We start from the raw sequence: 17,702 nt of genomic DNA on the forward strand, positions 1-17,702 counted from the left end.
CCTGCTGGGTTTGATGGCTTCGATGCCCGTCCTGTCGCCAGCCGCACGGCTGCATGCCGAGGAGCCTGGGATAGCACCGCCGCCCGGCGCGGCGCTGCCGCTCGGCCTCCCGGTGCGGGATGCGGCGGGCCAGCCGTTCACGCTGGGCGAAGCCATCGGCAGCCTGCCGGTGATCTTCGCCTTCGCCGACTACGATTGCACCACGCTCTGCGGCACGGCGCTCGGCCTCGCCGCAGCGGCCCTGCCCGGCACCGGGCTGCGGCCGGGGCAGGACTACCGGCTGGTCGTCCTCGGTCTCGATGCCGCCGATGGGCCGGACAAGGCCAGGGCCATGCGCCAGGCCTGGCTCGGGGACAGCGGCGCCCTGGCCCGGACTGCCGCCTTCCTGACAGCGGGCGAGCCGGCACTGGCGACCGCAATGCAGGCCCTGGGCTATGCCGCCACGCGACGCGGCGATGGCTTCGACCATCCGCTGGCGCTTTTCGTGCTGCAGGGCGACGGCAGGCTCTCGGCGATCCTGCCCGCCCTCGGCGCCGAACCGGAGGACCTGCGGGCAGCGCTGCGTGCCGCCGGGCGGGCGGCGGAGCCCGGGCTTTTTGCGCAGGTGCGGCTGCTCTGCGCCAGTGCCGCCTCGGGCCATGGCGCCGTATTGCGCGGCGTCCTGGCCATCGGCGGGGTAGCGACCATCGGGCTTCTTGCCGGCAGCTTCGTGCTGCTGCGGCGCCGGGAGCGCGGGGCGTGAACGGCCTGCCGCTCTGGCCACCCACCGCCTCGGAGCAGGCGGCACGGGTCGATCTGCTGTTCAGCGGCCTGATGGTAATCTCCGGTGCCATCCTGCTGCTGGTCGGCGGGCTGTTGCTGGTTTTCTGCATCCGCTACCGCCGCGGTTCCGCCGCGCCACGCGGCGATCTGCCGAAATTTCTCCGGCGCGACGTCGAGATCGGCTGGACGGTGGCGACGCTCTTCCTCGCGCTGTTCCTGTTCTGGTGGGCCGGTGCGATGCAGCTCAAGGCCAGCGACCCGCCACCCGGTGCGCTCGAGGTCCATGTCCTCGCCAAGCAGTGGATGTGGAAGACCCGCTATCCCAACGGCGCACGGGAAATCAACGCCCTGCACGTGCCGCGTGGCGAGCCGGTGCGGCTGGTCATGACCTCGCAGGATGTCATCCACAGTTTCTTCGTTCCGGCCTTCCGCCTGAAGCAGGATGTCCTGCCCGGGCGTTTCACCGAGATGTGGTTCCGTCCTACCGCATCGGGTGAATACCACCTGTTCTGCGCCGAGTTCTGCGGCACGGATCATGCCCGCATGGGCGGCACCGTCACGGTGATGGAGCCGGAGGATTTCGCCCGCTGGGTCGCTGCCCAGCCGCAGGAGGACGACCTGGCAGGGGAAGGCGCCACGCTGTTCACCGCGCTCGGTTGTTCCGGCTGCCATGCGCCGGCCTCGGCGGTGCATGCGCCGACCCTCGACGGGGTCTATGGCCGCATGGTGCATCTGGCCGATGGCCGGACCATCCGGGCCGACGCGGCCTATCTGCGCGATTCCATCCTGCAGCCGAAGCGGGACGTGGTGGTGGGCTTCGAGCCCATCATGCCCTCCTTCGAGGGGCTGGTGGATGAGGCCGACCTGCAGCGCCTGGTTGCCTACCTGGAATCCCTGCGCGGAGCGCCGGCCCGATGAGCGAGACCACGGCGGAACGCGCCATTCCCGAGGCCTCGCCGCGCGCGGCAAGCTACCTCACGGCGGAGACCGGCCTCGCTTCCTGGCTGCTCACCACCGACCACAAGCGTATCGCGCTGCTGTACATGGCGGCGGTCACCGTCTTCTTCTTCGTCGGCGGCGCCGGCGCCGTGGCACTGCGGATCGAGCTGTTTACCCCGCAGGCCGACCTGCTTTCGGCCGATGCCTATAACCGCGCCTTCACCTTCCATGGCGTGATCATGGTGTGGTTCTTCCTGATCCCCTCGATCCCCAATATCCTCGGCAACTTCCTGTTGCCGCTGATGATCGGGGCGAAGGATCTGGCCTTCCCGCGCCTCAACCTCATCAGCTGGTACATCTTCATCGCCGCCGGGGCGCTGGCGATCGGCACCTTGCTGTTCGGCGGCGTCGATACCGGCTGGACCTTCTACACCCCGCTCTCGACGGCCTTCTCCAACGGGAATGTCCTGGCCGCGGCGGCGGCGGTCTTCGTCTCCGGCTTCTCGACCATCGCCACGGCGGTGAATTTCATCGCCACGGTGCATCTGCAACGCGCGCCCGGCCTCACCTGGTTCCGCCTGCCGCTGTTCGTATGGGCGATCTATGCCACCAGCATCGTCATGGTGCTGGCGACGCCGGTGCTGGCGATGGTGCTGGCGCTGATCTTCGCCGAGCGCGCCTTCGGCATCCCGATCTTCGACCCTTTGCGCGGCGGCGATCCCATCCTGTTCCAGCATCTGTTCTGGTTCTACAGCCACCCCGCCGTCTACATCATGGTCCTGCCCTCCTTCGGGGTGATCTCGGAGCTTGTCACCTGCTATGCGCGGCGGCGGGTCTTCGGCTATGACTTCATGGTCTATGCCATCCTCTGGATCGCACTGGTCGGCTTCCTGGTCTGGGGCCACCACATGTTCGTCTCCGGCCAGTCCATCTTCGCCACCCTCGCCTTCTCGCTGCTGTCATTCGTCGTCGCGGTGCCATCGGCGATCAAGGTCTTCAACTGGATCGCCACGCTCTACCGCGGCCAGATCATCTTCGACGCGCCGATGATCTATGCGCTGGGCTTCATCGGGCTGTTCACCATCGGCGGGCTGACCGGGCTGTTCCTCGCCTCGGTCCCGGTGGACATCCACGTGCACGACACCTACTTCGTGGTGGCGCATTTCCACTACATCATGGTGGGCGGCGCTGTATCGGCGCTCTATGGCGGCCTCGCCTTCTGGTGGCCCAAGATCACCGGGCGGCTTTATCCCGAAGCCTGGGCGCGCTTCGCCGCCATCATGATGTTCTTCGGCTTCGGCTTCACCTTCTTCCCGATGTTCATCATGGGCTACCTCGGCATGCCGCGGCGCTACCATGTCTATCCGGAGGAATTCCAGATCTGGCACGTACTGGCTTCGGCGGGTGCGGTGATCCTGGCCTTCGCCTACCTGCTGCCGATGGGCTTCTTCGCTTGGTCGCTGATCTGGGGCCGGCGGGCACCGGCCAATCCCTGGGGGGCGACCGGGCTCGAATGGCAGACCTCCTCGCCGCCGCCGACGGAGAATTTCCGCACCCCGCCGGTGGTGTCGCAGGGGCCGTACCAGTACCACCCGGACCATGCCGGCCCACCGGCGATGGAGCGCGAACAGCACCAACCGCAGGGCCGACAGCCATGAGCGGTGTCGCCGCACGGGAGGCAGCGCTGCACAAGCCCTGGCGCAGCCTGCGGCGGGAACGCGAAAGCGCAGCCTTCGGCACCTGGGTCTTCATCGCCAGCGAGGCGATGTTCTTCGGCGCGGCCCTGCTGGCCTATGCCATCTACCGCAGCCTCTGGCCGGAAGCCTTCGCGGTGGCGGCACGCGAAACCAGCATCGCCTATGGCACCCTCAATACTGCCCTGCTGCTGACCAGCAGCCTGACCATGGCTGCGGCGGCTGAAGGCGCTCGTGCCGGGCTGCGCCGCCTTGCCCTCGGCTGCCTCGCTGCGACGGTGGCGCTCGGCCTCGCCTTCCTTGCCGTGAAGGGGCTCGAGTACCGGGAGGACATCCACAAGCATCTCCTCCCCGGTGCCGATTTCCGGCTGGCGGAGCCGCAGGCCCAGATCTTTTTCGCCTTCTATTGGCTGCTGACAGGGGTGCATGCGCTGCACCTCTCGATCGGCATCGGCATTGCCGCCTTGCTCATGATCCAGGCCTGGCGGGGCAGCCGGCCACTCGCCAGCCCGAGCTTCGAAGCCCTTGGTCTTTACTGGCATTTCGTGGATCTGGTTTGGATCTTTCTCTATCCGCTGCTGTACCTCGGAGGGCGGTCGTGACCGGGCTCGGTGAGGGCCTGCCACGCAGTGTGGGGGCGATCTGGCGGAATATCCTGCCGACCTGGGCCGGGCTGATGGCGCTGCTCGCGGCCACCGTCGCCACTGCGTATCTACCGCTCGGGGGTGGCAATCTGGTGCTGTCGCTCGGCATCGCCGTGGCCAAGGCGGCACTGGTTGCAGTGATCTTCATGCAACTTCGGCGGCCCAATCCGCTGCTGCGACTGGCCGCTGCCGCGGCCCTGGTATTCCTGACCTTCTTGTTCAGTCTGGTCTATGCGGATGTCCTGACCCGGGCACCGTCGACGCAGCCCGGTACGGTGATGCCGCGCAGTATCGCGGATAGATAGCCAAAGCCTCTGCAGGCCCTTCCGCCCCAGTCAAGCACGCCGATGCGACAGAGCGGTCACCAAACGTGAGGCCCGCGATCCATTCTTTCCGGGGCACGCCCTTGGCCGGATCGCCCCGGGTCTCCTGACCCAACTCTTATCTTTACCGCAACATAACATATGCCGTGCACAATTCGCTTCTCGGTCGGGTACCGCAGGAGAGCAAGGTGCAGGCCGCAGAACGGAGCATCCCGAAGCATCCGAGCTGTGCCAGGGCCGCCGTCCTCGGCATCCTGCTCCTGCTGGGCGGCTGTGGCACGGATCGTCTCGTCACCCAGGACCGTCGTGCGCGCGCCGCCACCGAGCGTATCTGCGCCCAGCCTGGCAATTCAGTGCCGGCACCAAGGCAATGGCGGGGTGAGGCACAGCGAGACCCCTTGCAGGCCCGCATCACCCTGGCGCAAGGCGGCTTTTCCGCCAGCGCCATCGGCGCGGCCGATGCCATCGGTGCCGATGGCCTGCTGCTACGGCTAGCCGCCCTGGGCGGCGGTCCAGTCACCAGCGCCCGCATGGCAGAAGCCCTGCAGGTCCGCCTGGAACTGACCGAGGCCATCATGCTCGGTATCCTCGATGTGGCGAGCACGCTGGCCGAGATCGATTGCGAGGGGGAGCGAGGCGACCAGCTTCGTACCCGGCTGCAGGCGGCGCTGGACCGGCGGCTCTACCGGCTCAACATCGCCACCATCCTGACCGGCGCCGCCACAGCCGCAGCGACCGGTACTCTGGCCTTCGTCAGCACTGCCGCTGCCTCCAACATCGCCGGCATCGTTGGCGGCAATGCGGAGGCAGGCCTCGGTCTCGCACTGCTGTTCGGAGAAATAAGCGGCGAGTTGCGCACCCCACGCAACATGCTGCGCGAAGTCTGGGACCGGCCGGCAGAATCCCGGCTGATGCCGGCCTCGGTCTGGCGCTACCTCAACCGAGCCGATTTGGCTGGCGTGACCCAGCTGGACCGCCTGATTGCCGAATGGTGCATCCAGGAACTGCTCGGCGAGCCCGGGTCGGAGGCGGAGCGGGAGCGTGGCGCGCTGTTCCTCGGCATGGGCGGCTCCTACACGCCCGGCGACCTCGATATCCGCGAAGCGATGATGGAGCTGCTGCAGGCCAGCGTGGCGATGATGAACCAGGACCTGCGGAACCTTCTGGCGGAAGTCGCCCGCTGGTGGGCCGAAAGCCATCGGCCATGAAAGGTCCCGCATCCCGCGGCGGGCCCGTTTCTCGTTTGTTAGGTGAAGGCGTGCATGATCTCGCCTGTGCAACCCTCATGACCCCGCGAGGCCACGTGCAGACCCCACAAGCTGGTGCCGGACCCGCCCCGGCTTCATTCGCTGCAAACCCATTTGCCATGCTGTGGTGGCGCCGCGCACTGCCTGCCTGCTGCTTCCTCCTGGGTGCCGCGGCAATGGCGCTGGTGCTGCCTGGCCGCCACCAGGGTACCGCCATTGCCGCCCAGCCCCCGACCACCATTGATCCGGCTTTCGAGGCACGGGTGACCGCGCTGGAGGCCCGTTTGCAGGCATTCAACGCCCTGCCGCCCGAGTTGACTCAGGTGTCGCGGACGGATCGCTTCCTCGCCGCGGCGCTATACCTGCAGGCAGCCATCGCCTCGCCGCGTCCCTGGCTGCGGGAATACGAATTGATGGCATCCCTTGCGCCGGCCGGGATCCTGGCGCGGCCGTTGGGGGAAGTTCTCGCCAGCCACGCCGGGCGCGGTGTGCCGACGGAAGGCGAGTTGCGCGAACGCTTCACGGCACTGATGCCGCTGATCGTGGAACGTGCGCCGCATGAACTCGACGTGGCACAGCGGACAGCCGCCTGGATGCGGGGGAACTTCGCCGCCATCGGGCTGGCCGCGCCGCCGAGCCAGACCGGTACGGAAGCGGCGCTGGCTGCCATCGCGGATCAGCTACGGCGCGGCAACCTGGCTGCCGCAGCAGCGGATGCCGCAACGCTGCACGACTTGGTGCAGCCATTGCTGGCCGGGTGGCTGGCCCAGGCACGGGCCCGGCTCGCGGTGGAACAGGCGATCCGGGAAACCCTGCTGCTCGCCCTCTCCGCCGGCGGCCGTCCCGCCTGAACACTGCGCTGCATCACCCGCTACAGGAGCCATCCTTGCGCCAGCTCATCCTTGCCCTGTTCGCCATTGGGATCTTCGGCTGCGCGGTCTCGGCAGAACCTGCGTCGCTGACCCTGCGCGACCGGCTTGTGGTCGTCAGCGCCGGCTCCTCGGCGGCGGTGGCGCAATCCTTGGCGAAAGGCTTCACGGATCGCTATGAAGGCGCGGCCCCGCCAATTCTGCATAACCTCGGCGGCGCCCGTGCGCTCGAAGCCTTCTGCGTCGGCACTGGCCCGCAGACGCCGGATGCAACCCTGGTTACTCGGCGCATGCCGCGTGCCGTGGCCGAAGCCTGCCAGCTCAATGGCGTGCGTGACATCATCGAGCTGGAACTCGGCCTCGGTGCCGTGGTGCTGGCGGTGAAGCGTGGCGAACCGGCCATGAGCCTGACGTCCCATCAGCTCTGGTCAGCCTTGGCCGCCGAGCGGGTGGAGGCGGAGGATTTCCTTCCGAACCGAACCCGCTTCTGGTCCGACATCGCGACAGGCTTGCCACGCAGCGACATCCGCATGCTGATGCCGGACCGCGACAGCGGCGTCCGCATGCTGTTCGACGATCTGGTGATGGAAGCCGGCTGCCGCCATGTCCAGCCGGTGCGGCTGCTATTCGACGCAAGCCATCGCCGCGACAAATGCATCACCCTTCGCACCGACGGCCGCATTGCGCGGGTCGCCCTTGGTGATGTCACCGCAACCCTGCTCGCCTCGCCACCCGGGACCATCGGCGTGATCAGCTTCGACCAGCTTTTGCTCAGCGGTGGCAATCTCCTGCCCCTGCCACTGGACGGTGTGCTGCCGACTGCGGCCTCGATCGCCAGCTTCGACTATGAGCCGACACGCATGATCTATCTTTATGCCAAGCGGCAGCACAGCCGCAGCACGCAAGGAATCGGCGTGGTCCGCGGGGTACCGGAATTCCTCATCGAGGCGGTCAGCGAGCCTGCTGCGGGACCGGGTGGCTATCTCACCGCGGCCGGCCTCGTGCCGTTGGGGCCGGCGGAACGCGCTGCCCAGCGTCGCATCGCCGAGCGCCAATCCCTGATGTCACGTTAGCCACCGGAGTGATGATCATGGTCCTGACCAGATATGCGGCCGTCACCGCCTTCGGTCTCTGTTCGGCATTGGCCTTTGCCATGCCCGCCGCGGGCCAAGCCCTGGGACAAACCGCCGTGACGGTGCCTTTGCAGGATCTCGCTTCCTCCGACAGCTTCGGCGAAAGGGCGGGACGGCTATGGTCGGATCTATTTGGCGGTTTCGGCTTCGGCACGGGCAGCTTCATACAAAGACATGGCGCTGTGACGCAGCCCCAGGCGGAATTGCGCAAGGACTTCGCCTGGCTAATGGACATCGCCGGCTACAAGCTCAAGCAGATTGAATCCGCCGTCGGCATCATCCCGACACTTGGCATGACGTTCGGTCAAGCCCGGGAGCTGACTGAGGCGGATCGAGACTACGTCGAACGCCAGCTTAGCCGCCATGCGCAGGCACATGTGGGTCCGATGGCGATCATCCAGCGCACCATTGTGCGGGCCGTGCTCGATGCCTCCGAGACTGGTGGCTTCGGCGTGGACCGGGTCGAGGTGGAATTCTTCCCCCTGCCCAAGGTGAAATTCGCCCTGGCCCCGGTCGATGCACCGCTCAGCGCCGAGGCTGCCCGGATCATGCGCGCCATTGATCGGTTGAATGCACGATTGCAGACCATGCCGCGACATCAGCAGGGTTTCGACCTTGCGCCACCACGCGCTTCCTCGGCGCTGCGTCCGGTGATGCTGACGCCTTAGGCGCCATTCCCCTCCCCGCCATCCAGAAAGGAAGGCCGCTGCCATGATGGCACCTGATACCCCCGTCGCGCGGGGCCGCTTCGATGAACTGGTCAAGCTGCATATGCAGGGCCGGCGCTTCCTCGACCGGGAGCAGGAAACCCGGTTGCTGGAAGAAGGCGTCACCCGCTATGCCCTCACGCTTGACCAAGCGAGCGGCGTGTTACGCGCCGCGGCCGAGCAGGATGAGGTCGCCACGGAGCGTGAGCTGGAACGCTCCGCCGCGCAGCTTCTCCGTACCTTTGCCGACCGACGCGATCGCGTCAGCCGCGACGATTTCCGCAAGGCAGTCGCCTTCTACCGGGCCCGCGCCGGCGCCGGGCTGACCCAGGCGGAAGCGGAGCGTCGGGTGAAGCGCCTGATGGAACAGGGTGACTTGGTTCCCCGCCGGGCCGGGCGGCTGGTGCCGACCAGGCGCTGGTATCGCGCGATCGACGCCTGAAGGAGACGAGCCCATGCGACGCATCCTTTGCCTTCTATGCCTGCTGGTCTTCGCCACTCCGGCCATGGCGGAATCCGCCACGGTCACCCTGCCGCCCCCCGTCGCACGGCTGCTCGAGACGTCGGAGCTTTCGCCCGGGCATGCGCTGGCGCTTGGCGCCGGACTCTTTGGTGGCGCCATGCTCGGCTCGGTCTTCATTGCGGGCGGGGCGGTTGCCGCGGTGATCGGCGGGGCGGCAGGCCTCGCCGCGGGGCACTGGGCCTGGGTCCGGCATGGCGACAAGCTCGAATGACCGGCATCCGGCGCCGCTATCCGCGCCAAGGGGGCTGAACCATGCCGATCGATCTGCTTGCTACGCATGGCATCGCTGCCCTGCCCACGCCGCTGGCGGCGGCGCTGGCCATCGGCATTCCATTGCTGCTGGCCATGGGCTTCGGCCATGTGATGTTCTCGCTGTTCACGCCACAGGAATTCACTGCCAACGCGCTGGTCGGCTCGATCAAATTCAGCTTCGTGGTCGAGATCTATGCGGCGGTCGCGGCGCTCACCCTCGTCGGCTCCTGGGACATCTACCAGACCGCGCGGGATACCCTGCAGAAGGAGGTGGGCGCGATGTACATGCTCGCCCTGACGGTGGATGGATACAACCTGCCGAACCAGCAGGAGCTGCGCACCGAAATGCGCGCCTCCATCCGTCACTATGCCGCTGCCGTCGTTTCCGAAGATTGGCCGGCGATGCAGGCGGGTACCCCGGCGGCCGGTTCGGAACGCGCTTTCCAGCGGCTGGCGCGGGCCTTTCTCGATGCCGATGCGGCCACGCCGTCGCAGCAGGCGGTGGCGCAGAATACCGGGCAATGGGTAGCCAATGTCGCGGACGCACGGATTGCCCGGCTCTCTGTCATGTCGCGCACGCTCTCGGGCCTCATCTGGATGCTGGTACTGGCCGTTTCGGTGGCCGTCATCGCCTTCCAGTGGTTCTTCGGCGGCGCTAACCAAGCGATGCATTACGCCATGGGCGCGGTCATCGCCGTCATCGTCGGCGCCGTGCTGCTGGTGGCGCTGAAACTGGCTTTTCCCTTCGTTGGGGAGCCGGCACTGCTCTCGCCGCGGCCCTATTTCGCACTGATGCAGGTATCCTGATGAGGGGCCCGCAATGCTTCCGCCTAATGGGTTGCAACGGTGCGGCGCCAGCGTTGGAACAGCAGCAGGCCGAGAGCAAAAGCCCAGAAGTTCAGCTGCGCCAAGGTCCAGGCGGCCGGGTAGACGGCGTAATGCAGGATCAGCGCCGTCCAGAGCGCAAGCAGCAGGAAGCCACCAAGCGCCCGCAGCCGGTCCCGGCCACGCCACAGCCGCAGGGCCAGCAACGGGCCAAGCAAGAAGCCAGCGATGGCGAGCCAAGCAACTACGGCTTGCATGGGCCCGCCACCGCCCCGCAGCGCCGCCACCAGGCTTTGCAGCGCCGTGGGCTGCGGCAACGCATAGCGGCGCAGGAAACCGCCAAGCGTTATCTCCCATGGCCCATCAGCGGCGAAGAAGCTTGCCGGGACGAAGGCATTGCCATGCGGCACCGCAAGCAGCAGGGCGCAGCCTGCCAAGCCCCCGGTGATGGCGCCCAGGACATGCAGCAGCGGTACCGCTTCCGCATCCTGCGGTGCGACCAGCCTGAATTGCAGGCTGCCGAGCCGGACCATCCCCAACGCCAGCAGCATGGCAAGCAGAGTCGCCATGGCATCGCCACCAAGTTCGAGGATCGCGTTCCAGGTCATCGCCGTCCTGCCTTGCGCTATCTGGCACCGAGCTTGGCATTGCTCTGGTTCATGAAGGCTTTCGCAATGGCACAGGCGGCCCCTGTGCCGGTCGCGTTGACGCTTCCGGACGGGCGCTGCGATGTCCGCCTGATCGAACCGGCACTGCTGGCCCAGGCGGAGGCGGGGCTCGCCGCCGAGGCAGAGCGGCTGCCGGGACTCGCGGCGCGGCTGCTCCAGGATGCGGCGGCGGCCCGCTTCGCCCTGGCGCGGGAGCTGGTGCCGCGTTACGGCGCCTGGGCCTATGACTGGGTGCAAAGCTACGTCAATTCCTATCGCGTGCTCTGGCGGCTCGCCCATGGTCTGGCCGATTCCGCCGGGGCAACGGTGGAAACTCCGTTGCTGGACCGGCTTTCGGCCCATGTCGCCGAGCCGATGCGGGAGGCCTTCCGCAGCCGCGTGCTGGCGCCGGCCGAGGGTGAGGGCGGCCTCGCCCGTGACCTGGACCATGCCGGCGCAGTGCTGGACCGGGCCTGGGATACGGCACTGGCGGAAGCGGCCAAGCGGCTAGACGGCCCGCCGACGAGGGGCACGGCGACCCTGCATGTCAATCTGCGGGCGGCGGAAAGCCTGGTATTGCCTCTGGCAGCCATCGCGCCGGCGGACCTCTTTGCATTGCTGCCCAAGGACGATTCCGGGCCGCCGGTGATCTTCCTCCGCTCCATGCGGCCCATGGCGGCGCGGGCCGGGGCGGTGGCGGTCCGGGTCAGCGAGATAGGCTCGGTCCTCGCCGCCAGCGGCACCTTCGGTTATGCCTTCGCGGGGGTTCCCGGCGTCGCATTCGGGCTCGCGGGCGGCGTTGGTCTGTCCTGGGGCATCGACTGGGCGATCAACCGGGTCGATGCCGCGTTCAACCGTGCGGATTTCGAAGCGCAGGCGCTGGTCGCCATCGGTGTGGCGGAACAGCGTATCGTCCAACAGGCAGAAGCCGCGGTCACCGATGCCATGGCAGAACGGCTGGCTGCCCTGCGGCCTGGGGGTGGCGGATGCGGTTGAACGCCCGCCTGCTCAGCCGGCTACCGGCGCCTTCCGCCGCGCTGGCGCTGGTCGCCTGCCTATTGTCGGGTCTTGCCCTGTTCGGGCCCGGCAGCCGAGCGGCCGCTCCACCCAGCCTGCCACCGCCCGGAAGCGTGGAGTCCCGCCTGGCGCTGGTGGGCGTTGAATTGCTGCTGCCGCATCTGGCGGGTTCGGCTGCCTATCCGCGACCCTATGCCATCGCTACCCTGCTTGCTGCCGAGGATGCGGAGCTTTCGGCGGCGCTGCGTCCACTGGCTGCCGCCGCCGCCCTCGGCGCGCCGGAGCCACCGGCACTGGCCGCCACCTTCGGCCCCATGGCCGAGGCCGCCATCCGCGCCGAGGCCGGGTTGGCGCCGGATGGTGCCCTGGCCGGGCTGGCCCTGCGGGCACTAAGGCTTGGCGCCGCCCTCGGGACTGGCGACAGCCCGGCGCTGGCCGCAGCCCGCTTGGCCGAGGCAGCTTTGGCACGTGGCGACATCGCCGGCGCCGGGGCGGCGACCGCCAGCCTGCGCGGGGAGGCCGCGGCGGTGCTGGCCCCCTGGCGGGCCGCGGCCGCGCGGCGCACCACCGCGGAGGCTGCGGCCCACCGCCTGGCACGACTGCTGCACCAAAGGGATGGCAGGCCATGACCACGCAGTTCGACTGGCGCGGCGTCGCCGCCCGGGTGCTGTTCAGCAGCTTTGCCGTCTTCGCCGCCTATAATCCCAGCGGACATTCCTGGTGGCACTGGCTTTGGCGCGGCGAGGCCGGCTTCTGGACCAAGCTGGCGGTGACCCTGCTGCTGCTGGGGCTGCATGGCGTCATCTGGGCCACCGTCCTCGGCGTATTGAAATGGCGCGGGGTCATGCTGGTGCTGGCGACGCTATTCGCCAGCGCCATGGCGCTGGCGCCTCTCGTTCCGGCATCGCCGGTGGAAGGCGGGCGGGCACTGCTGCTGCTCGTCATGGTGGCGCTGCTCTACGCCGTGGGTCTGTCCTATTCGCATATCCATCACCGGCTGGCCGGCATCTCGCACGTCGAAAAGGTCCATTGAGCATGCAGGAACAGGCACCAGGCAAAGCGGATACCTTCCTCCTCAGCTGCATCGATCCTCGGCTGACCGACGACACGACCTTCTATTTCAGCGCCCTCGGCCGCACCGATCGCTACAGCGAAATGCGGATCGCCGGTGCCGCCCTGGCGGTGGTGGACACCAATCGCCCGGCCTGGAGCGCCGCGGTTTGGGAGAATCTCGCGGCGTCCCGCCAGTTGCATGGCGTGCGGCGCGTGACGTTCCTGAACCACCGGGATTGCGGGGCGATTCGGCTCTGGGCGAACCGGCCATTGGATGCGACAGAAGAGTTGCGGCTGCATATGGAAGTGTTGGACCGGGCGGCCGAGGCCGTGCGGGCGCGCTACCCGGACATGCTGGTCGAGCTCAAGCTCATGGAACTGGATGGCAGCGTTCGTGCACTGCCCTGTGCCGCCTGTGCGCCGCAGCCGCTGCGCGCCGAGGCGGTCGGCGGCAATCCGGATGGCTTCTTCGAGTTGGTCCGGGCACGCCGCGCCGGGGGCCGCGCCGCAGAGCCCGAGGCGGAGCTGGCGCTGCTGACCGAAGGCGTGACCCGCTACGGTCTCAGCGCGCGGGGGGCACGGGAAGTGCTGACCGCTGCCGAGGCTGGCTCCGGCAGTGGCCGCGCGGGACAGCGGGATGTGGCGGCCTTTCTGAAGTCCCGGCGGGATCGGGCCGGGCAGGTCGGCAGCGCGGATATCGCGCAGGCCGGGCAGCTCTACCGGCGGCTGATGGGCAATGGCGTTTCCGCCCACGACGCCGGACGCCGCGCTGCCGTCATCGCCGAGGCGGAGGGGCTGGCGCCACGGCCGGAGGGCCTGCCACCCTTCCGGTCCACCCGTTGGTTCCGCCGCCTCAGTGAGCCAGTTCGGCCCCGCTGAGAGGCATGGGGGCGAGCCGGCGCGCCGCGATGATGATGGCGGCCTGGAAGGCCACCAGCGGCCGGTTGTCGATGAAACTGGCCAGGAAGGCGTTCTCGGCGAAGGCGTCGCGCAGATAATGGCCGCTCGGCGCCGGGCAGCCCGCATAGGTGAAGCGCAGGAACTGCACCAGGAGCAGCGACTGCACAAGATGCACGCCCGTCAGGCGATGCAGCAGGATGGTCGTCTCGATCTCCCGCTCAAGGTGGAAGACGAGGTTGAGCGCGGTGAACCAGGGGCCGTGCCGCAGCACCCGCAACCTGTCGGGGTAGAGGATCAGCTGGCCGCCCGGGCCGCTGAGCGCAGCCAGGCGGCCGTCGTCGGCGAAGCTCATCGCCAGCAGCCTAGGACCTGACGGTGAAGGGGCCGTGAGGATTGCGGCTTCCCATGCCGGCCGTCACGGGACAGGCTCGGCCCAGGCATGGCATGAGGTTCGGCAGCATGGGTGCATCGGCAGGCTTCGAGTTCGGCATCGACATCGGCGGCACCTTCACGGATGTGGTCTGCCGCGCGCCGGATGGGGGCATCCGCCTGACCAAGGTGCCGACGACCCGCGGCAACCCGAGCAAGGCGGTGCTGACCGCGCTGGAGATGGCGGGGGCGGAATGGCAGGTGCCGGCCGGGGCCATCGCCCGCTTCGCCCATGGCACCACGGTCGCCACCAATGCGGTGCTGGAACGCAAGGGCGCCCGCATCGGGCTGATCGCCACCGAAGGCTTCGGCGATGTCATCGAGATCGGCCGGCAGATGCGGCACCAGATGTACGACCTGGTGCTGCATCCGGAGACGCCAGTCTTCCTCGCCCCCGGCGCCCGCCGCAAGGAGGTGCGGGAGCGGCTGGATGCCAGCGGCGCGGTGCTGGTGCCGCTGGACGAGGCGAGCGTCCGCGCCGCCGTGCAGGCGCTGCTGGCCGAGGGGGTGCAGGCGATCGCGGTCTGCCTGCTGTTCTCCTTCCTGCGTCCGGCGCATGAGGAGCGCATCGCCGCCATCATCGCGGAGCTGGCGCCGGGGCTGCCGGTCTCGCTCTCCTCCGCGGTGGACCCGACCTTCCGCGAGTACGAGCGGGTCTGCGCCACCGCCTTCGATGCCTATGTGAAGCCGTTGGTGGCCGACTACCTCGAGAACATGGAGACCGGACTGCGCCGCGCGGGTGTGCCTGCCACGCTGCAGGTCATGCAGTCGCGCGGCGGGCTCATGTCCTCCGAGATCGCGCGGCGGCGGCCGGTGCGGCTGTTCCTGTCCGGCCCGGCGGGGGGTGTGGTCGGCGGGCTTGATGTCGGGCTGAATGCCGGGCACCAGAACCTCATCACCATCGATATCGGCGGCACCTCCTGCGACATCGCGCTGGTCAGCGACGGGCGGCCGCTGATCCGGGCGGAGGGGCTGATCGACGGCTTCACCGTGCGGGTGCCGATGGTGGACGTGACCGCCATCGGCTCCGGCGGCGGCAGCCTTGCCTGGATCGATACCGCGGGGTCGCTGCGGGTCGGGCCGGAATCGGCGGGGTCGGAGCCAGGCCCGGCCTGCTACGGCCGCGGCGGGACGCGGGCGACGGTGACGGATGCTTCCGTGGTGCTCGGCTACATCGACCCGGCGGCCTTTGCCGGCGGCTCGCTACGCCTTGATGCTGCGCTGGCGCGGGAGGCGGTGCAGCGGGAGGTCGCCACGCCGCTGGGGATGGCGTTGGAGCAGGCGGCGCTCGGCATCCACCGGGTGTTGAATGCGCAGATGGCGGAGGCGATCCGGCTGGTCTCGATCGGCCGGGGGATCGACCCGCGCGGCTATGCGCTGCTGCCGCTCGGCGGTGGCGGGCCGATGCATGCGACGGCGCTGGCCGAGGATCTCGGGATCGGGTCCATCATCGTGCCGCCGCATCCCGGCGTGCTGGCCGCCGCCGGGCTGCTGGGTGCGCCGGTGGAGCATGAGATCGCCATGGCCTTCCCGCACCCCTGCGAGGGACTGGACCCGGCGCTGCTGCCGCCTGCCCTCGCCGCACTGGATGCGCGTTGCGGGGAACTCATCGCCGCCGAGCGGCTGGCGCCGGAGGATGTGGAGGTCAGCTATGCCGCCGACCTCTGCTACATCGGTCAGTCCTATTGGCTGGAGGTGCCGCTCGACCCGAGCGCGGCGGACCCGGTCGGCGATGCCTATCGCGCCTTCCTTGTCGCGCATGACCGGGTCTATGGCCATGCCATGCCGCTGCCGGCGAAATTCGTGAACCTGCGGGCGGTGCATCGCTCCCGCGCTGGCACCGTCGCCGGCGGCATCGGGTTGCAGCAGGGCGAGGTGGCGCCGCCGGGGACGCGGCTGATCCGCGTGCGGCAATATCCCACGCCGGTGCCGGCGGCGATCTGGCAGCGGGCGGCGATCCGTCCCGGCGATGCCGTCGCCGGCCCCGCCATCATCGAGCAGATCGATACCACGACCCTGGTGGAGCCCGGCTGGACCGCCTGCCTCGCCCCCGGCGGGGCCCTGCTGATCACGAAGGAGCCCGCGTGATGACCGCCTTCAGCACCGCGACCCTCGATCCCATCACCGTGGAGGTCACCCGCCACCGGCTGGAGGGCATCGCCAACGAGATGCAGTCGACCCTGCTGCGCTCCTCCTTCTCGCCCATCGTGAAGGAGGGGCTGGATGCCTCGGCCGGGCTGTTCACCGCCGACGGGCAGACCCTGGCGCAGTCCTGTTCCATCCCGATCCATCTGGCGACCCTGATCCCGGCGGTTGCGCGCATCATCCGCGACTTCCCGCCGGCGACGATGCAGCCGGACGATACCTACCTGCTGAACGATCCCTATTGCGGCGGCACGCATCTGCCGGATATCGCCGTGGTGCAGCCGATCTTTGCGAATGGGCGGATCATCGCCTTCGCCGCGGCGATGACGCATCATCAGGACATGGGCGGACTCTCCGCAGGGTCGGTGCCGACCAATGCGACGGAGATCTTCCAGGAGGGGCTGCGCATCCCGCCATTGAAATTCCGCGACCGCGGCGTGGTGAATGCGACGCTGGAGGCGATGATCCGGCAGAATGTCCGCATCCCGGATACGGTGATGGGCGATATCCATGCGCAGGTCTCGGCCTGCTCCATCGGCGCCCGGCGGCTGGCCGCGCTGGCGGAGACGCAGGGGGACAATGCCGCCACGGCGGTCTTCCACGCGCTGCTGGACAAGTCCGAGGCGATGACCCGGCTGGCGCTGGCGCAGATCCCGGACGGGACCTATCGCGCGGTCGATTTCCTCGACAACGACGGGGTGGAGCTGGACAAGCCCATCCGCATCGAGGTTGCGGTCACCATCGCCGGCGACAGCATCCACCTCGACTTCACCGGCACCAGCCCGCAGGTGCGGGGGCCGCTGAATTGCGTGCCCTCCGGCTCGCTGGCCGCCGCCTGCTATGCGGTGCGGGCGCTGACCGATCCGAAGATCCCGACCAATGCCGGCTGCTTCCGCCCCATCACCATGCACCTGCCGGAAGGCACGCTGGTGAACCCGCGGGAGCCGGCGCCGGTGAATGCGCGGACCTCCACCATCAAGCGCATCACCGGCACGGTCATCGCGGCGCTGGCGGAGGTGCTGCCGGGCCGGGTGCCGGCGCCCTCGGCCGGGCAGATGGTGATCGTCGCCTTCGGCGGCCGCACCGCGGCAGGCAAGCCCTTCGTCACCGGCGACCTGATCGCCGGCGGCAGCGGTGCCGCGCAGGGGAGCGACGGCGTCGATGTCATCGAGACCGATGCGACAAACTGCATGAACCTCCCCGCCGAGGCGGCGGAGATGGAGACGCCCATCCGGCTCAACCGCGTTGCGCTGCGGCCGGGCAGCGGCGGCGACGGCGAGTGGCGCGGCGGGCTCGGCACCATCCGCGAGTATGAGGCGCTGGTGGACGACATGTCCTTCACCCATCGCGGCGAGCGGCACTACAGCGCGGCGGGGGGCATCTTCGGCGGCGGGCCGGGCGCGCGGGCACGCTCCGTCATCCACCGGCGCGACGGCACGGTCGAGGAGATCCCGTCGAAGATCGTCACGCGGCTCAACCGCGGCGATCGGGTGGTGATCGAGACGGCGGGCGGCGGCGGCTATGGCGCGCCGGCGCGGCGCAGCGACGCGGCCCGCGCCGAGGACCGGGCCAATGGCAAGGTGACGGGCTGAG

At 68.9% G+C, this 17,702-nt stretch carries 20 protein-coding genes; 18 read left to right on the forward strand and 2 right to left on the reverse strand.

Annotated elements, in window-relative coordinates:
• Positions 1–22: 22 nt before the first annotated feature.
• The 12 genes from AC0IW9_RS04965 (at position 23) to AC0IW9_RS05020 (ending at position 9,900) form a co-directional block, all read left to right on the forward strand.
• On the forward strand, positions 23–742 hold the full coding sequence (locus AC0IW9_RS04965) for an SCO family protein (RefSeq protein ID WP_471647103.1): 720 nt from the start codon (positions 23–25) through the stop codon (positions 740–742).
• Positions 739–1,680 (forward strand): cytochrome c oxidase subunit II, encoded by a 942-nt coding sequence (coxB, locus tag AC0IW9_RS04970; protein WP_471647104.1) that lies wholly within the window; start codon positions 739–741, stop codon positions 1,678–1,680. The genes AC0IW9_RS04965 and coxB overlap by 4 nt, the downstream gene beginning before the upstream one ends.
• Complete coding sequence (locus AC0IW9_RS04975; RefSeq protein WP_471647105.1) at positions 1,677–3,359, forward strand: cytochrome c oxidase subunit I; 1,683 nt, start codon at positions 1,677–1,679, stop codon at positions 3,357–3,359. Before coxB ends, AC0IW9_RS04975 begins: the two co-directional genes overlap by 4 nt.
• Complete coding sequence (locus AC0IW9_RS04980; RefSeq protein ID WP_471647106.1) at positions 3,356–3,997, forward strand: cytochrome c oxidase subunit 3; 642 nt, start codon at positions 3,356–3,358, stop codon at positions 3,995–3,997. Before AC0IW9_RS04975 ends, AC0IW9_RS04980 begins: the two co-directional genes overlap by 4 nt.
• Positions 3,994–4,344, forward strand: coding sequence for a cytochrome C oxidase subunit IV family protein (locus AC0IW9_RS04985; RefSeq protein WP_471647107.1), 351 nt, complete (start codon positions 3,994–3,996; stop codon positions 4,342–4,344). The genes AC0IW9_RS04980 and AC0IW9_RS04985 overlap by 4 nt, the downstream gene beginning before the upstream one ends.
• Positions 4,345–4,550: 206 nt before the next feature.
• Positions 4,551–5,570, forward strand: a complete 1,020-nt coding sequence (locus tag AC0IW9_RS04990; protein WP_471647108.1) for a hypothetical protein — start codon at positions 4,551–4,553, stop codon at positions 5,568–5,570.
• Between the two features lie 215 nt (positions 5,571–5,785).
• On the forward strand, positions 5,786–6,460 hold the full coding sequence (locus tag AC0IW9_RS04995; RefSeq protein WP_471647109.1) for a hypothetical protein: 675 nt from the start codon (positions 5,786–5,788) through the stop codon (positions 6,458–6,460).
• A 35-nt stretch (positions 6,461–6,495) separates the two neighbouring features.
• Positions 6,496–7,551: a PstS family phosphate ABC transporter substrate-binding protein gene (locus AC0IW9_RS05000; RefSeq protein WP_471647110.1), complete on the forward strand. Its 1,056-nt coding sequence runs from the start codon at positions 6,496–6,498 to the stop codon at positions 7,549–7,551.
• A 17-nt stretch (positions 7,552–7,568) separates the two neighbouring features.
• The gene (locus tag AC0IW9_RS05005; protein ID WP_471647111.1) at positions 7,569–8,279 is read left to right on the forward strand and encodes a hypothetical protein; all 711 of its coding nucleotides are present in this window, start codon (positions 7,569–7,571) and stop codon (positions 8,277–8,279) included.
• 43 nt (positions 8,280–8,322) lie between these two features.
• Complete coding sequence (locus AC0IW9_RS05010) at positions 8,323–8,760, forward strand: hypothetical protein (RefSeq protein ID WP_471647112.1); 438 nt, start codon at positions 8,323–8,325, stop codon at positions 8,758–8,760.
• A 13-nt stretch (positions 8,761–8,773) separates the two neighbouring features.
• A complete protein-coding gene (locus AC0IW9_RS05015; protein ID WP_471647113.1) occupies positions 8,774–9,052 on the forward strand; it encodes a hypothetical protein in 279 nt (92 codons plus the stop codon).
• A 41-nt stretch (positions 9,053–9,093) separates the two neighbouring features.
• Positions 9,094–9,900 (forward strand): bestrophin-like domain, encoded by an 807-nt coding sequence (locus AC0IW9_RS05020; RefSeq protein WP_471647114.1) that lies wholly within the window; start codon positions 9,094–9,096, stop codon positions 9,898–9,900.
• Between the two features lie 23 nt (positions 9,901–9,923).
• Here AC0IW9_RS05020 and AC0IW9_RS05025 read toward each other — a convergent pair whose 3' ends face one another.
• On the reverse strand, positions 9,924–10,526 hold the full coding sequence (locus tag AC0IW9_RS05025) for a hypothetical protein (RefSeq protein WP_471647115.1): 603 nt from the start codon (positions 10,524–10,526) through the stop codon (positions 9,924–9,926).
• Between the two features lie 51 nt (positions 10,527–10,577).
• On the opposite strand from AC0IW9_RS05025, the gene AC0IW9_RS05030 reads away from it, so the two are divergent.
• From AC0IW9_RS05030 to AC0IW9_RS05045, 4 genes are read left to right on the forward strand one after another with little or no spacing between them, the layout of a single operon-like run.
• Entirely contained in the window at positions 10,578–11,561 is a 984-nt protein-coding gene (locus AC0IW9_RS05030) for a hypothetical protein (protein ID WP_471647116.1), read from the forward strand.
• Entirely contained in the window at positions 11,552–12,211 is a 660-nt protein-coding gene (locus tag AC0IW9_RS05035; protein ID WP_471647117.1) for a hypothetical protein, read from the forward strand. Before AC0IW9_RS05030 ends, AC0IW9_RS05035 begins: the two co-directional genes overlap by 10 nt.
• Positions 12,208–12,615 (forward strand): DUF6524 family protein, encoded by a 408-nt coding sequence (locus AC0IW9_RS05040; protein WP_471647118.1) that lies wholly within the window; start codon positions 12,208–12,210, stop codon positions 12,613–12,615. Before AC0IW9_RS05035 ends, AC0IW9_RS05040 begins: the two co-directional genes overlap by 4 nt.
• Positions 12,612–13,514, forward strand: coding sequence for a hypothetical protein (locus AC0IW9_RS05045; RefSeq protein WP_471647119.1), 903 nt, complete (start codon positions 12,612–12,614; stop codon positions 13,512–13,514). Before AC0IW9_RS05040 ends, AC0IW9_RS05045 begins: the two co-directional genes overlap by 4 nt.
• Here the strand turns inward: AC0IW9_RS05045 and AC0IW9_RS05050 are convergent.
• Positions 13,489–13,887 (reverse strand): hypothetical protein, encoded by a 399-nt coding sequence (locus tag AC0IW9_RS05050; RefSeq protein WP_471647120.1) that lies wholly within the window; start codon positions 13,885–13,887, stop codon positions 13,489–13,491. The two genes, AC0IW9_RS05045 and AC0IW9_RS05050, sit on opposite strands and share 26 nt — an antisense overlap.
• 107 nt (positions 13,888–13,994) lie before the next feature.
• Here AC0IW9_RS05050 and AC0IW9_RS05055 point away from each other — a divergent pair, with 107 nt between their 5' ends.
• Together AC0IW9_RS05055 and AC0IW9_RS05060 are read left to right on the forward strand one after the other, a co-directional pair.
• Complete coding sequence (locus AC0IW9_RS05055) at positions 13,995–16,052, forward strand: hydantoinase/oxoprolinase family protein (protein WP_471647121.1); 2,058 nt, start codon at positions 13,995–13,997, stop codon at positions 16,050–16,052.
• Positions 16,052–17,701 (forward strand): hydantoinase B/oxoprolinase family protein, encoded by a 1,650-nt coding sequence (locus AC0IW9_RS05060; RefSeq protein ID WP_471647122.1) that lies wholly within the window; start codon positions 16,052–16,054, stop codon positions 17,699–17,701. The genes AC0IW9_RS05055 and AC0IW9_RS05060 overlap by 1 nt, the downstream gene beginning before the upstream one ends.
• The last annotated feature ends 1 nt before the right edge of the window (position 17,702 follow it).

This window comes from Belnapia sp. AC561 (genome assembly GCF_979252845.1).